13 protein-coding genes, 1 tRNA gene and 2 riboswitches are annotated in these 14218 nt (G+C 74.3%); of the genes, 5 read left to right on the top strand and 9 right to left on the bottom strand.

Features of this window, described 5'->3' with window-relative positions; translation table 11 throughout:
• Nucleotides 1-10 precede the first annotated feature (10 nt).
• The 7 genes from G6R13_RS01370 to G6R13_RS01340 all read right to left on the bottom strand — a co-directional run bounded on the left by G6R13_RS01370 (nt 11) and on the right by G6R13_RS01340 (nt 8574).
• A complete protein-coding gene (locus G6R13_RS01370) occupies nt 11-1426 on the bottom strand; it encodes an NAD-dependent succinate-semialdehyde dehydrogenase (protein WP_144826045.1) in 1416 nt (471 codons plus the stop codon).
• A gap of 63 nt (nt 1427-1489) precedes the next feature.
• Complete coding sequence (locus G6R13_RS01365; RefSeq protein WP_020624982.1) at nt 1490-2239, bottom strand: DNA-3-methyladenine glycosylase I; 750 nt, start codon at nt 2237-2239, stop codon at nt 1490-1492.
• 105 nt (nt 2240-2344) lie between these two features.
• Nucleotides 2345-3016, bottom strand: a complete 672-nt coding sequence (locus tag G6R13_RS01360; protein ID WP_101965573.1) for an ABC transporter ATP-binding protein — start codon at nt 3014-3016, stop codon at nt 2345-2347.
• Nucleotides 3016-4152, bottom strand: coding sequence for a hypothetical protein (locus G6R13_RS01355; RefSeq protein ID WP_236557130.1), 1137 nt, complete (start codon nt 4150-4152; stop codon nt 3016-3018). Before G6R13_RS01355 ends, G6R13_RS01360 begins: the two co-directional genes overlap by 1 nt.
• Nucleotides 4149-5069, bottom strand: coding sequence for a hypothetical protein (locus G6R13_RS01350; RefSeq protein WP_159833019.1), 921 nt, complete (start codon nt 5067-5069; stop codon nt 4149-4151). The genes G6R13_RS01355 and G6R13_RS01350 overlap by 4 nt, the downstream gene beginning before the upstream one ends.
• Nucleotides 5070-5439: 370 nt before the next feature.
• Nucleotides 5440-7245, bottom strand: coding sequence for a phosphomethylpyrimidine synthase ThiC (gene thiC / locus G6R13_RS01345; protein ID WP_036341386.1), 1806 nt, complete (start codon nt 7243-7245; stop codon nt 5440-5442).
• Nucleotides 7242-7356: riboswitch (TPP riboswitch) on the bottom strand. Its footprint overlaps the gene before it by 4 nt.
• A 60-nt stretch (nt 7357-7416) precedes the next feature.
• Nucleotides 7417-8574 carry a hypothetical protein gene (locus G6R13_RS01340; protein WP_098093179.1) on the bottom strand — a complete coding sequence of 386 codons (1158 nt, stop codon included), beginning with the start codon at nt 8572-8574 and terminating at the stop codon, nt 7417-7419.
• Between the two features lie 73 nt (nt 8575-8647).
• Here G6R13_RS01340 and thiD point away from each other — a divergent pair, with 73 nt between their 5' ends.
• Entirely contained in the window at nt 8648-9487 is an 840-nt protein-coding gene (thiD, locus tag G6R13_RS01335) for a bifunctional hydroxymethylpyrimidine kinase/phosphomethylpyrimidine kinase (protein WP_159833021.1), read from the top strand.
• Between the two features lie 196 nt (nt 9488-9683).
• Here the strand turns inward: thiD and G6R13_RS01330 are convergent.
• Nucleotides 9684-9756 (bottom strand) — tRNA-Arg (locus G6R13_RS01330).
• An 86-nt stretch (nt 9757-9842) separates the two neighbouring features.
• On the bottom strand, nt 9843-10586 hold the full coding sequence (thiE, locus tag G6R13_RS01325) for a thiamine phosphate synthase (protein ID WP_036316591.1): 744 nt from the start codon (nt 10584-10586) through the stop codon (nt 9843-9845).
• A 21-nt stretch (nt 10587-10607) separates the two neighbouring features.
• Nucleotides 10608-10738: riboswitch (TPP riboswitch) on the top strand.
• Between thiE and G6R13_RS01320 the strand changes: the two genes are divergently transcribed.
• From G6R13_RS01320 to moeB, 4 genes are all read left to right on the top strand, one after another.
• Entirely contained in the window at nt 10732-11901 is a 1170-nt protein-coding gene (locus G6R13_RS01320) for an FAD-dependent oxidoreductase (RefSeq protein ID WP_036316589.1), read from the top strand. Its footprint overlaps the riboswitch before it by 7 nt.
• Nucleotides 11898-12140 (top strand): sulfur carrier protein ThiS, encoded by a 243-nt coding sequence (thiS, locus tag G6R13_RS01315; RefSeq protein WP_041105270.1) that lies wholly within the window; start codon nt 11898-11900, stop codon nt 12138-12140. The genes G6R13_RS01320 and thiS overlap by 4 nt, the downstream gene beginning before the upstream one ends.
• 3 nt (nt 12141-12143) lie before the next feature.
• Nucleotides 12144-12962: a thiazole synthase gene (locus tag G6R13_RS01310; RefSeq protein WP_159833025.1), complete on the top strand. Its 819-nt coding sequence runs from the start codon at nt 12144-12146 to the stop codon at nt 12960-12962.
• Nucleotides 12959-14155 carry a molybdopterin-synthase adenylyltransferase MoeB gene (gene moeB / locus G6R13_RS01305; protein ID WP_159833027.1) on the top strand — a complete coding sequence of 399 codons (1197 nt, stop codon included), beginning with the start codon at nt 12959-12961 and terminating at the stop codon, nt 14153-14155. Before G6R13_RS01310 ends, moeB begins: the two co-directional genes overlap by 4 nt.
• Nucleotides 14156-14218: the final 63 nt, after the last annotated feature.

Raw genomic sequence — 14218 nt, 5'->3', positions numbered from 1 at the left:
CGGCCCGGGGTCAGCCCTCCAGCGGGCCCTGCACCGCGTAGAGGCGCTTGTTGGCGAACTCGTCCACGGCCATGGGGCCGAGCTCGCGGCCGAAGCCCGAGCGCTTCACGCCGCCGAAGGGCAGGTTCGCGCCGGCGGCGGAGGCGAGGTTCACGTTCGCCATGCCCACCTCGAGCTGGTCGGCCACGCGCTTGGCCTCGTCCAGGTCCGTGGAGAACACGGCGCCGCCGAGACCGTACTGGGAGTCGTTGGCCAGGGCCACGGCCTCCTCGGCCGAGGACACCTTGTAGACCACGGAGGCCATGCCGAACAGCTCCTGCGTGTAGGCGGGGTTCTCCTGGTCCACGTCCGTGATCACGGCCGGGGAGACGTAGAAGCCCTCGCCCTCGGGGCCGGAGACGCGCTCGCCGCCCACGTGGACGGTGGCGCCGGCCTCCTTGGCCGCGGCGATCTGCTCGGCGAGCCCGTCGGCCGCAGACTCGGAGGACAGCGGGCCGTAGACGTCGGCGTCGCGCGAGGTCGGGTCGCCGGGCTTCATCTCCGAGGAGCGCTGGACCAGCTCGTCCACGAAGTCGTCGTAGAGGTCCTCCATGACGATCATGCGCTTGTTCGAGTTGCAGGCCTGGCCCCAGTTGCCCATCCGGGTGGCCAGTGCGTCGCGGGCGGCGGCGCGGGCGTCCGGCGCGGAGAGCACGATGTACGGATCGGAGCCGCCGAGCTCGAGCACGACCTTCTTGAGGTGCCGGCCGGCCTGCTCGGCGACGGTGGCGCCGGCCCGCTCCGAACCGGTGAGGGACACGCCCTGCACGCGCGGATCGGCGATGATCGTGGAGATCTGGTCGTGGGTGGCGAACACGTTCTGGTACACGCCCTCCGGGAGCCCGGCTTCGGTGAAGAGCTCTTCCAGCAGCTGCGCCACCTGCGGGTTGATCTCGGCGTGCTTGAGCAGGATGGTGTTGCCCAGCACGAGGTTCGGCGCCACGAAACGGGCCACCTGGTACACCGGGAAGTTCCACGGCATGATCCCCAGCAGCGGGCCGAGCGGCAGCCGCTGGATGAACGCCTCCTGCCCGGAGAACTGCTTGATCGGCTGGTCCGCGAGCAGCTCCTCGGCCTCGTCCGCGTAGTACCCGAAGATCTGGGCGCCGTAGCGCACCTCGCCGACTGCCGCGCCGAGGGACTTGCCCATCTCCGTGGTGATCAGCGCGGCGATGTCCTTGGAGCGCTCGGCCAGCAGCTCGGAGATCCGCTTCACGACGGCGGCGCGCTCGGCCACCGACTTCCGGGACCACTGCTCGTAGGCGGCCTGCGAGGCGTCGAGGGCGTCGGCGATCTGCTGATCCGTGGCGTTGTCGAAGGACTTCAGCAGCTCCCCGGTGGCCGGGTTGATCGTGCGGTAGCCCTGAGAGGCGGAGGTGGTGGTCATCAGTCGTCACCCTTTCGTGTGGACGTCCTGCGTTGAGCTCCCCATCCTGCCGGAGGCCCCCGCTCACTCCCAGATCCCGGACGCCCCTCTTCGCCACGAGCCGAGAAGGTGGGTGTCCACGACCCCGGCGGCCTCCATCAGGGCGAAGCACGTGGTCGGCCCCACGAATCGGCAGCCGTGCGCCTTCAGCGCCCTCGCGAGCGCGCGCGACTCCTCCGAGGCCGAGGGGACCTGCGCCACCGTCTCCGGCCGTGGGGTCGCGGCAGGCTGGTGCGCCCAGACCAGCCCCGCCAGACCGCGGGCCGGCCGGTCGCCGTCGCCGTGCCAGGCGGGGCCCGCGCCGGGGGAGCCCGGGTGCAGCGGGGTGAACCGCTCGCCGCGCATCCCGACGACGGCCTGCGCGTTCGCGATCGCCGCCTCGATCTTGCGCCGGTTCCGGATGATGCCGGGGTCCGCCAGCAGCGCCTCGACCTCCGCGTCCCCGAACGCCGCGACGGCGTCCGCGTCGAAGCCCGCGAACACCTCCCGGAACCGGGGCCGCTTGGCCAGGACGGTCCGCCAGCTCAGGCCCGACTGGAACGCCTCGAGGACGAGGCGCTCGAACAGGCCCCGCTCGTCCGTGACGGGCAGGCCCCACTCCGTGTCGTAGTACTCCCGCAGCAGCGGATCCCGTGCCGCCCACGGCGGGCGGGCCCGCCCGTCCTCACCCACGACGACGCCACTCGGCGGCGCCTGTCGCCCGTCGGCCGGTGGATCCTCGGCGAGGGTGGAGACGGGGGCGGGGAGGCCGTCGTCGGCGTGGTGCGCGCTCATGCATCCGAGCCTAGGAGCGGCCCCGGACATCCGGAACCGGAACGCGACGCCCGGGGACGCCACGCCGTCTGCGGACACCTGTGCAGGAGGCACGGCCGGACCTCGTCACTCGAGCCGCCCGGCCCGCAGCCGCCACGTGTGGTCGCACCGGGCCGCCACGGCGGGGTCGTGCGTGACGACCACGATCGCCCGCTCCGGCTGGGACATGGAGCGGAAGAGCCCCATCACCTCGTCGGTGCGCTCCTCGTCCAGGGCGCCCGTCGGCTCGTCGGCGAGCAGCAGGGAGGGCCCCATGATCACGGCCCGGGCGATGGCCACGCGCTGGCGCTCGCCGCCGGAGAGCCGGCCGACGGGGTGGTGGAGACGGTCTCCGAGCCCGAGGCGCGTCAGAAGCTCGGCGGCCATGGTGCGGCGCTCCCGCTTCGAGGTGCGCGGCCGCGCGTAGAGCAGCGGCAGGGCCGCGTTGTCCACGGCGGTCGCCCGATCGATGAGCAGATGGTCCTGGAGCACGATGCCGCACGTCCGGTTCCGGTAGGCGTCGCCGTCGGACGACCACGGTGCCGGCAGGCTCCGCCCGGCCACACGGATGCTCCCGGCGTCCGGTGTGTCAAGGCAGGCGAGGAGCCGCAGCAGGGTCGACTTGCCGGACCCGGAGGGTCCCATGATCGCGTGGACGCCGCCCCCGGGGACCTGGAGCGAGACGCCGCGGAGCACGGGGACATCCCCGGCGGGGCCGCGGTAGGAGCGGTGTACGTCGTGCACGGTGAGCAGGGACATCACACGGTCCTTTCGACGAGTGCCGCCGTGCGGACGGCCCGGTGCAGCTGGCGGAGGGGATGACGGGTGCACGCAGCGGCGATCGCCAAGACGACCGCCAGCCCGACCACGACGACGGCAGGCGCCGGACGCAGTCCGCCCGCTTCCGAGGCGATGCCGAGGCCGAGCAACGATCCGAGCACGGCCGGAATGCCCCATACCGCGGCCACGGATGTGGCGATCCGGAGCCGGATCAGTCGTCTGGGCGCCCCGACCGTCAGGTGCGCCAGCCACGTGGGCGTGAGTCGACGGGTCATGGTCGTCAGGAGGCTCACCACCGTCACGACGGCGCTGGCAAGCCCGGCGGTGTAGGCGGTGACCATGAGCGCGGCACCGCGGGCTTCTCGGGCGATCGGAGACCTGGCCGAGGCGATCGGGGCCAACTCGGCGACCACGCCCGTCTCGTCCTCGAGGACGTCGAGTGCCGCTCTCACCTCGGAGGCCGCGTCCTGGCATGCCACGACGGAACCGTAGACCGCCGCGAGCTGGGCCGGTTCGATCAGGCCGGCCATGGTCGTCGTGCTGGTGACGATGACGGGCGACTCACCCAGGGGCCAGAGGGATCCGTCGGCCCGCGGCGCGGCCGCGTCCCCGGGGAGTGGGCCGGCATAGCTGTGGGGTGTGGACCCCACGTACACGGTGCCGCCCGGTGCCCCGGAGGTGATCGCGGCGGGAGCGAAGTACACACCCTCGGCGGGACTGACGGCAGCAGCGGCGCCGAACTCCCGGGCCAGACCAGGCGTGGCGATGACCGCCCCCTGCAGCCGGGGGTCCTCGATTCCGATGGCGTCCGTCACGAGGAAGGCACGGGGGTCGACTCCGTCGACATGGGCGGCGAACGCCCGGGAGACGGTGTCGACGGCGCGGGGGTGGAGGTCGGTCGTGACGGCGGGGTCCAGGATCCTGGTTGCCACCAGGCCCGACGACTCGGCGTCCTCGAGCACCTCGAGCGCCGTGGTCACTCCGCCGGCGACGCCCAGGGCCAGTCCGAACACGACCGACGCCACGGTCGTGTGCAGCAGGGACAGGAACAGCAGTCCGGGCGTGTCGAACAGGTCGCGGAGGCCGTCCGCAACGGCCCGCATGGCTGCCGTCATGCGTGTGCCCTTCGGACCCAGAGGGTGGACAGGGTCGTGCCGAGGATGAGGATGGCGTCCACGACGAGCACGGCGGACCAGAGGAGAGCGGTGTCGCCGGTGAGACCGATCTCCGCGTCCCACCGGGGCCATGCCACGAGCCAGACTCCGCCGGCACTCGCGGCGGCGGTCGTCCAGGCGACCATGGCGGGCCGGACACCGAGCCGGGCCGCTCGCAGTGGGGAGGCACCGACGAGGCGGTGCGAGGTGACGGCAGGGAGCAGTCGACTGCGCAGGGTCGTGCGCCAGACGACCTGTGCGCCCAGCAGGGCGAAGCCGACGGTCACGGCGAGCAGGGGCACATGGACACTGCGTCGCATCGCTGCCTCCCACGGCGGCGGGAGCGGGACGACGTCGACGACGACACCGGCCCGCCGCAGCGATTGGACGAGCTCGTCGACCTGGGCCGGTGAGCCGCCGATCACGCCGGCAAGGGACGAACTGTCGGTGGAGAGGAACGGGACCAGGAGGTCTGCTTCGGTGGCGCGATCCGGCGCGGAGGAGAGGTCTCGGACGACGACCCGATCGACGTCCGGCCAGCTCAGTTCGCCCGCAGCGGCACGTGCGGCAAAGGGGGAGGTGCTGGGGACGACCGCGGTCGGGGCGACGCCATCCGGGAGCACGTCCAGAGCAGGTCGGCCGGCGAGGGCAGTCACGTGGGGGCTCGTGGACGTGGCCGCAGAGCCGGAGTCCGGTCCCGTCAGCGACGTCCGGATCATGGGCCAGGCCTCGCCAGCGGGGAATGCCGAGATCTCGTACACCGTGCCGTCCATGCGCCAGCGTTCCTCCTTCTCCACCCCGACGTAGGACGCGAGGAGCGCTGCTGTTCCGAGCGTGATCAGGAGAAGGAGGAATCTCGAGACGAGCATCCGGGTCATCACGGCTGGCCCGAGGAGAGCTGAGCGGCTGGATGATGCCTCACCTGGGAAGCGCCCCTGGGGTGCGGACCGGCGGGGTCATGTCGACTTTCACGTCATATTCCATCCACTCAATTCCTGTGGGCGAATGGGACACGCATCACAGGGGCCTGACGGAATAGTGAGCCCAGTGTGTGTGTGAGTCAAGAGGCATCACCACTCGATCGACCACCGAGCGCACTGCCCCGTCCGTGGGGCCGCGCCTTCGCCGTCCCGGAGGGCCTTGTCCTGGCGATCGCGTCATGACCTGGTGGCGGCCCTCAGGTCATGACGCGATCGTCAGGTGGCGCAGGGGCGGGCCATCCCGCCCCACCTCACCCCGCGTCCGGCCTCAGGCGTCCGAGGCGGTGCGGATCGTCGGCTCGGGCAGGTACACGGACCCGCCGGCGGCCCGGAACTCCGCGGACTTCGCGGCCATGCCGGCCTCGGCGATCCGCGCCTGCTCGGACGCGCCGCCGAACTCGCTGCGGATGTCCTGGCTGATGCGCATGGAGCAGAACTTCGGCCCGCACATCGAGCAGAAGTGGGCGGTCTTGGCGGGCTCGGCCGGCAGCGTCTCGTCGTGGTACTCCTCGGCGAGCTGCGGATCCAGGCCGAGGCCGAACTGGTCGCGCCAGCGGAACTCGAAGCGCGCCTTGGACAGCGCGTCATCGCGGTCGCGGGCGCCGGGGTGGCCCTTGGCGACGTCGGCGGCGTGCGCGGCGATCTTGTAGGTGATCACGCCCGTCTTCACGTCGTCCCGGTCCGGCAGGCCCAGGTGCTCCTTGGGCGTGACATAGCAGAGCATCGCGGTGCCGTAGCGGGCGATCTCGGTGGCGCCGATGGCCGAGGTGATGTGGTCGTACGCCGGGGCGATGTCCGTGACGAGGGGGCCGAGCGTGTAGAACGGGGCGCCCTTGCACAGCTCCTGCTGGCGCTCCACGTTCTCCCGCACCAGGTGCAGCGGGATGTGGCCGGGGCCCTCCACCATGACCTGGACGTCGTACGCCCACGCCCGCTCCGTCAGCTCGGCGAGCGTGTCGAGCTCGGCGAACTGGGCGGCGTCGTTGGCGTCCGCCACGGAGCCCGGCCGCAGGCCGTCGCCCAGGGAGAACGCGACGTCGTAGCGCGCGAAGATCTCGCAGAGCTCGTCGTAGTTCTCGTAGAGGAAGTTCTCCTTGTGGTGGCCCAGGCACCAGCCGGCCATGATCGAGCCGCCGCGGGAGACGATGCCGGTCACGCGGTCCGCGGACAGCGGCACGTGGCGCAGCAGCACGCCGGCGTGCACGGTCATGTAGTCCACGCCCTGCTCGCACTGCTCGATCACGGTGTCGCGGAAGATCTCCCAGGTCAGGGCCTGGTGGTCGCCGCCGACCTTCTCGAGGGCCTGGTAGATCGGCACGGTGCCGATCGGCACGGGGGAGTTGCGCAGGATCCACTCGCGGGTGGTGTGGATGTCGTCGCCCGTGGACAGGTCCATCACGGTGTCCGCGCCCCAGCGGGTGGCCCACTGCAGCTTCGAGACCTCCTCGGCGATCGACGACGTCACCGCCGAGTTGCCGATGTTCGCGTTGACCTTCACGGCGAACGCCTTGCCGATGATCATCGGCTCCGACTCGGGGTGGTTCACGTTCGCCGGGATGATGGCGCGGCCGGCCGCGACCTCGGAGCGCACCAGCTCCACGTCCACGCCCTCGCGCAGGGCGACGTAGCGCATCTCCGGGGTGATCTCGCCGCGCCGGGCGTAGTGCATCTGGGTGACGCGCGCGCCCTCCTTGGCGCGCAGCGGGGGGCGGCGCTCGCCGGCCCACTCCTGTGAGGCGGCGCCGCGGCGCACGGCCGAGCGGCCGTCGTCGAGCAGGTCGCGCTCGCGGCCCTCGTACTCCTCGACGTCGCCGCGGGCGCGGATCCACTCGGCGCGCTGGGCCGGCAGGCCGCGCTCGGGCACGGAGCCCGGGCCCATGGTGCGGTAGACGGTCAGGGGCGCGTTGGGCGTGCCGTCGGGGGAGTCGTCCTGGTGGACCTCGGTGACGGGCACGCGGATGCCGTGCTCGGCGTCCTCGAGCCATCCCAGACGGTGCGTGGGGTAGTTCTCCTCGGCGACGACCTCGGCCGTCGACTCGGCTGCGGGCAGGGGGGTGCGCTCGGAAACGGACATGGCCGCGGCTCCTTCTTCCTTCGCCGGAATGACCCGGACAGGTTCAGACGGTCTCCGGGCGGCGTCAGCCCGGTCTCAGCCCCGTGCCGTGGGGCTCCCGTGGGATGCGAGCGACCCTAGCACGTCCCCCGCGAGGCCTCACCGCCGCCGTCCGGCCATGCGGCCGGGCGCTCAGGCGCGCGCCGCGCGGGCCGCCCGGCGGCGCACCGTGGTGCGCTCGACGATCCACGTCACGACCAGCATCACGATGATGACGATGCCGGCGTAGCCGAGGACGGGGTAGACGGTGCCCACGAGGTCGGAGAAGCCGACGCTCGAGAGCAGGGTGGCGGCCAGGGCCGTGACGACGGCGATGACCCAGCCCGGCACGCGGCGCATCGAGGACAGCAGGGCGATGCGCTCCACCCCGCCGTACAGGCACGAGACCGCCGTCGTGAACTGCGCCAGCAGCAGGACGACCGTGTACAGCAGGGCGGCCCAGCCGCCGATCATCGCGGCCAGCTCGACCATGGGCAGCTCGGCGCGGCCGATGAGCTGGGCGTGGGCGGTCATCGCGGCCATCACCGCGCCGGCCATCACCACGAGGCCCAGGGCCCCGAGCCCGGCCCCGGCGACGAGGGAGCGGCCCGACGAGGAGCTCTCCTCGCCGATCGGGGCGAGCACCGCGTAGGCCAGCTGGATGTTGAAGGCCACGTACAGCACGCCCGAGAGCCACCACTGGTTGATCAGCGGGGACGAGGTCACGAGCGCGGCGACGTCGTCCACCGCGGCCCCCGGGTTCGCCAACCCCCACACCGCGACGCCGACGGCGACCACGATGATCAGGGGGACCACCACGGCCTGGACGCGCACGAGGCCCGTGATGCCGGCCAGCACCGAGACCACGCAGACGGCGGCCATCACCAGCGAGCCCACGAGCGAGGGCAGCCCGAACGCGGTGTGCACCGCCGCCCCGGCCCCGGCCAGCATGATCACCAGCGTCCCCAGCAGGGACGTGGTGATGCACAGGTCCGCGAACCAGGTGGGCACGCGCGACGTCGTGGGGTTCACGATCCGGTGGATGTCCGTGGTCCGCAGCTTCTGCGCCAGCCGCAGCACGATCACCGCGAGCAGGAAGAACAGCGCGCCGGCGATCACGAGCGCCCCCGTGCCGCCCCAGAGGCCGAAGCTCACGAAGTACTGCAGGATCTCGTTGCCCGAGGCGTACCCGGCGCCGATGGTGGTGCCGATGAACGTGGCGGCGATCCCGAGCGGGGAGGTCGGCCGCAGCGGCGCCGACTCCTCGGCTCGGCCGGGGTGCGCGGGAGAGCTCTCTGTGACGTGGGACATGCGACTACATTCTCATGGGCGGGATCGGCCCGGCCCGGGCGGCCGATCCGCCCCGACCCGAAGGAGCCCCCGCATGACCTCCGCCGTCCCCCGTGTGCTCAGCATCGCCGGCTCCGACTCCGGCGGCGGCGCCGGTGTCCAGGCCGACCTGAAGACCATCGCCGCGTGGGGCGGCTACGGGATGACCGCGATCACCGCGATCACCGCCCAGAACACGCAGGGCGTGCAGGCCGTCCACCCGCTGCCGGTGGACGTGGTGCGCGCCCAGCTCGACTCGGTCGCCGCCGACATCGCCGTGGACGCCGTGAAGATCGGCATGCTCGGCACGGTGGAGCTCATGCGGGCCGTCGCCGGCTGGCTCGAGGAGACCCGGCCCGCCGTCGTCGTGCTGGATCCGGTCATGGTGGCCTCGAGCGGGGACGCCCTCACCGCGGTGGGCGACGACGACGGGCGCGCCGCGTGGGCCCGGCTGCTGCGGGTGGCGCACCTGGTGACACCCAACCTGCCCGAGCTGGCCCGGCTGACCGGGCGGGACGCGACGGACTGGGACGCCGCCCTCGACGCCGCGCGGGGCCTGGCCGCCGAGCACGACGTGACGGTCCTGCTCAAGGGCGGGCACCTGGACGAGGCCGCAGCGGCGGAGGTGCCGGACGCCGTCGTGCGCGTGGACGGGGCTGTGCACGAGGTGCGCGGCCCGCGCGTGACGACCCGCGCCTCGCACGGCACCGGCTGCACCCTCTCCTCGGCCCTGGCCACGCTGGCCGGGGCGGGCCTGAGCTGGGAGGACGCACTCGAGCGGGCCAAGCCGTGGCTGGCCGACGCGATGCGGGCGGGGGAGGCGCTCGCGGTCGGGGACGCCTCGCGGCCGACGTGGCACGGGCCCGTCGACCATGGTCATGCGCAGCGGGGCTGAGGGCGGGACCTCCGGGCTTCGACACGTTCGAGGCGGGAAATCCGGCGAATACGCACCTCGGGACGTCCCATGAGGTCGATTTCCCGCCTCGAATGCCGGTGACCCGGACCTCCCGCTCCGCTCGAGCGTCCGGGTCCGCAGAACGCAGAAGAGCCGGACCACCGTGTCGCCACGGGGGTCCGGCTCTGTTCGCTCGTGCCCCCGGCAGGATTCGAACCTGCGGCCTTCTGCTCCGGAGGCAGACGCTCTATCCCCTGAGCTACGGAGGCGGGGGTCGCGACGCGTCGAGCGCGTTGCGGACTCGTCGACTCTACACCATCAGGACGGCCCGTCCGTGACCTCCCCGCGGGGCGCGTCAGCCGGGCAGGCCCGCGCGCAGGGTCCGGGCCGCGGCCTCGGGGTCCTCGGCCTGCGTCACGGCGCGGACCACCACGATCCGTTCCGCCCCGGCCGCGCGGACCTCGGGCAGCCGGTCCGCGTCGACGCCGCCGATGGCGAACCACGGCCGCGCCCCCGCCGGGTCCTCCGCGTCCAGGCGTGCGGCGAGGGTCGGCAGTTCCAGTCCGACGGCGGCCCGGCCCGGCTTCGTGGGCGTCGCCCACACCGGCCCCGTGCAGAAGTAGTCCAGGCCGTCCTCCGCGCGGGCGCCGCGCACCTGCGCCTCGGTGTGGCACGAGCGGCCGAGCACCACGTCCGGGCCCAGCAGGGCGCGGCACTGCGCGGTGGTCAGGTCGGTCTGGCCCGTGTGGAACACGTCCACCCCGGCCAGGGCGGCGACGTCGGCGCGGTCGTTGGCGGCCGAGAGCGCCCCGTGCTCCCGGGCCAGCGGGACGAGCGTGGCGAACGCGGCCAGCTCGACCGCCACGTCCACGGCCTTGTCCCGCACCTGGATCACGTCTACTCCGCCGCGGAACGCCGCCGCGCAGAAGTCGGCGAACGCGGCCGTGTCGAGCGTGCCGTCCGGGCGCAGGAACCGCTGCAGGTCGGTGCAGACGTACAGCCGGGAGGCGGCGAGGCGGGCGCGGCGGCGCGCGCCGGGGCCGGTGCCGCCGTCGTCGCGGCCGGCCGCGGTCATCAGGAGCGGATCGGGGGAGTGCATGCGCCCACTGTGGCAGACTGGCCGCTGTTCCATGGGAGCCCGGGCCGCACACGCCGGGCTGAGAGGGCCGCAGGGGCGCACCGCGCCGGCGCGGCCGACCATCACCACTCGATGCGGGTCATGCCGCCGTGAGGAGGACCGGTCCGTGCACGTGGCCGTCGTCGGGGCCGGGATCATCGGCCTCACCGCCGCCGTGCGTCTGCGTGCCGCAGGCCACGCCGTCACCCTGATCGCCCCCGAGCTGGACGCCGCCGGGCGCCCGCACGCCGTGGCCGGGGCCACCCACGCCGCGGCGGGGATGCTCGCGCCGCTCGCCGAGACCCAGTTCAGCCAGGACGACCTCGCCCCGCTGCTGCAGGCCGGCTGGGAGGCCTACCCGGCCCTCGTGGACCTGCTCGCCGCCTTCACCGATGTGGAGACGGGCTTCCTCGCACAGGGCGCCTGGATCGTGGCCGCGGACCCCTCGGACGCCCGCGCCTGGGACCACGTGCTCGAGCACGCCTCGATCCTCGGTCGCCGGGTCGAGCCCGTCTCCGTCCGCGCGCTGCGCCGCGCCGAGCCCGCCCTGGCCCCGGGCCTGGCCGCCGGCTTCGACGCCCCGGACGACCATCAGGTGGACCCGCGACGGCTCGCCGCCGCCTGCGTCGCCGCCCTGCGCGCCGAGACCGGACCCGACGGCGGCCCGCTCCCGGTCGGCGCCGGACCCGCCGCCCGGTTCGTGGCCGGACGCGTCACCGCCGCCGGCCCGGAGGGCGAGGGGGTGCGCCTCACGCTGGCCGACGGGGGCGTCCTCACCGCCGACGGCGCGGTCCTCGCCGCGGGCCTGGGCCACCGCGGGATCGGCGGCGCGGCCACCGCCGTCGAGGTCCCGCTGCGCCCCGTCCACGGCGACGTGCTGCGTCTGCGGGTGCGCCCCGAGCAGCTGCTGCCGGGGGAGTCGCACCTGATCACCCGCACCGTCCGCGGCCTCGTCCACGGGCGCCAGGTCTACCTCGTGCCCCGCGCGGACGGCACCCTCGTGGTCGGCGCCTCGGCCCGCGAGGACGGCCTGGCCGGCACCTCCGCCGGGGCCGTGCTGGACCTGCTCGCCGACGCCGCCGCGATCCTGCCCGCCGTCCGCGAGTGCGAGCTGGTCGAGATCACCACCGCCGCCCGCCCCGGCACCCCCGACGACGCCCCGCGCGTGCTCGCCGTGCCCGAGGCTCCGGGCGCCGTCGTCGCCACCGGCTTCCACCGTCACGGGATCCTGCTCGCCCCCTGGGCGGCCGGGCGGATCCTCGAGCTGCTGCACGCCCGCCTGAAGGAGATCGCATGAGCACCCTCCCCCTGACCCTCAACGGAGAGCCCGCCGAGCTGGCCGTGGCCACCGTCCGCGACGTCGTCGCGCACGTCACCGGGCGCGCGATCGGCGAGGACGGCGCCGCCGCGGATGGGCGGCGGCTCGGCGTGGCCGTGGCGGTCGGCGGCGAGGTCGTGCCCCGGTCGGCCTGGGCCACCCGGGAGCTGGCCGCCGGGGACGAGGTCGACGTCGTCACCGCGGTGCAGGGGGGCTGAGCGATGGCCGAGCACCGCACCCCGCCCGCCGCCCCCGCGATCCCGCCGCTGCGGATCGGCGGCTACGACCTGGCCTCCCGGCTCATCATGGGCACGGGCGGCATCACCGACCTGACCGCCCTCGAGGGCGCCCTCGTCGCCTCCGGCACCACGCTCACCACCGTGGCGCTGCGCCGCTGGTCCGCGGACACCCGTGACGGCCTGGTCGCGCTGCTGGACCGCCTCGGCATCGACGTGCTGCCCAACACCGCCGGCTGCTACACCGCCCGGGACGCCGTGCTCACCGCCCGGCTCGGCCGGGAGGCGCTCGAGACCGACCTCGTGAAGGTCGAGGTCATCGCCGATGAGCGCACCCTGCTGCCCGACGTCGTCGAGACCCTCGAGGCCACCGAGCGGCTCGCCGCCGACGGCTTCACCGTCCTGGCCTACACCTCGGACGACCCCGCCATGGCGCTGCGCCTCGAGCAGGCCGGCGCCGCCGCCGTCATGCCGCTGGGCTCGCCGATCGGCTCGGGGCTGGGCATCCTCAACCGCGCACACCTGGAGCTGATCGTCTCCCGCGCCTCCGTGCCGATCGTGCTCGACGCCGGCGTGGGCACCGCCTCGGACGTCGCCCTGGCGATGGAGGCCGGCTGCGACGCCGTGCTCGCCGCCTCCGCCATCACCCGCGCCGCCGAGCCCGCCCGCATGGCCCACGCGTGCCGGCTCGCGCTCGAGGCGGGCTTCCGCGCCCGCCGTGCCGGGCGCATCCCGCGCCGCGAGCACGCCCTGGCCTCCTCGCCGATGGCCGGGCGGGTCACGGCCGAGGAGGACGAGCGGTGACCGCCGCCCTGGACCCCGCCGCCCGCGAGCCCCGCGACCTCACCGCACTGTCCGACACCCAGCTCGAGCGCTTCGCCCGCCACCTGAGCCTGGACGGCTTCGGCCCCGAGGCCCAGCTGGCGCTGCTGCGCTCCCGCGTCCTCGTGGTCGGCGCCGGCGGCCTCGGGGCGCCCGTGCTGACCTACCTCGCCGCCGCGGGCGTGGGGGAGGTCCACGTGATCGACGACGACATGGTGGACCGCTCCAACCTGCACCGCCAGGTGATCCACGCCGAGGCGGACCTCGGCCGTCCCAAGACCGCCTCCGCCGCCGCGACGATGCGCGGCCTGCACCCCGAGGTGCGCGTGGTCGAGCACCGCGAACGCCTGACCGCGGCCAACGCGCTCGAACGGGTCGGCGGCGTGGACCTCGTGCTCGACGGCACGGACAACTACGCGACCCGCTACCTCGTGGCCGACGCGTGCGAGATCGCCGGCGTGCCCGTGGTGTGGGGCGCGATCCTGCGGTTCGCGGGGCAGGTGAGCGTGTTCGCCCCGGGCGGGCCGCTGTACCGGGACGTGTTCCCGGAGCGGCCCGAACCCGGCGAGGTGCCCTCGTGCGCGCAGGCCGGAGTGCTCGGGGTGCTGCCCGGGATCATCGGCTCCCTCATGGCGGCCGAGGCGATCAAGCTGCTCTCCGGGGTGGGTGAGCCCCTGGTCGGGCGGCTGCTCTCCGTGGACGCCCTGACGATGCGCTTCCGTGAGCTGCGGCTCGTGCCCGACCCCGAGCGGACCCCCGTGACGGACCTGTCCGCCCACGCGGACCAGGCCCCCCGCCCGGACGACGCCGGCGCCCCCGGCTCGGCGGAGGCGTGCGGCGCCGCGGGCGGGGAGATCGCCCCCGCCGCGCTGGCCGCCCTGCTCGCCGACCCCGCCCGGGCCGCGTCCCTCACCCTGCTCGACGTCCGCGAGGACTGGGAGCGGCGCCTGCGCCGCGTCGAGGCCCCCGCGGCGGTGGCCGATCGACACGTCCCGCTCGAGGCCGTCCTCGCGGAGCCGGCGGCCCACGCGCCCGGGCAGGACCGCGTCCTGGTGGTCTACTGCGCCGCCGGAGCCCGCTCGGCCCGGGCGCGGGACGCCGTCGTCGGGGCCGACCCGGGCGCCGGCGGGCGCGTCCTGTCCCTCGCCGGCGGCCTCGCCGCCTGGCCCGCCTGACCCCCACCCCGACGAACCCTGCGAGATGGCCCCCACCGCGGGCCGGAGGGGGCCATCTCGCAG

Source organism: Micrococcus sp. Alg238-R198 (genome assembly GCF_900537135.1).
GTDB lineage: Bacteria > Actinomycetota > Actinomycetes > Actinomycetales > Micrococcaceae > Micrococcus > Micrococcus luteus.
Note: the sequence above shows the minus strand (reverse complement) of the source record. Positions and strands in the feature narration are given on the sequence as shown.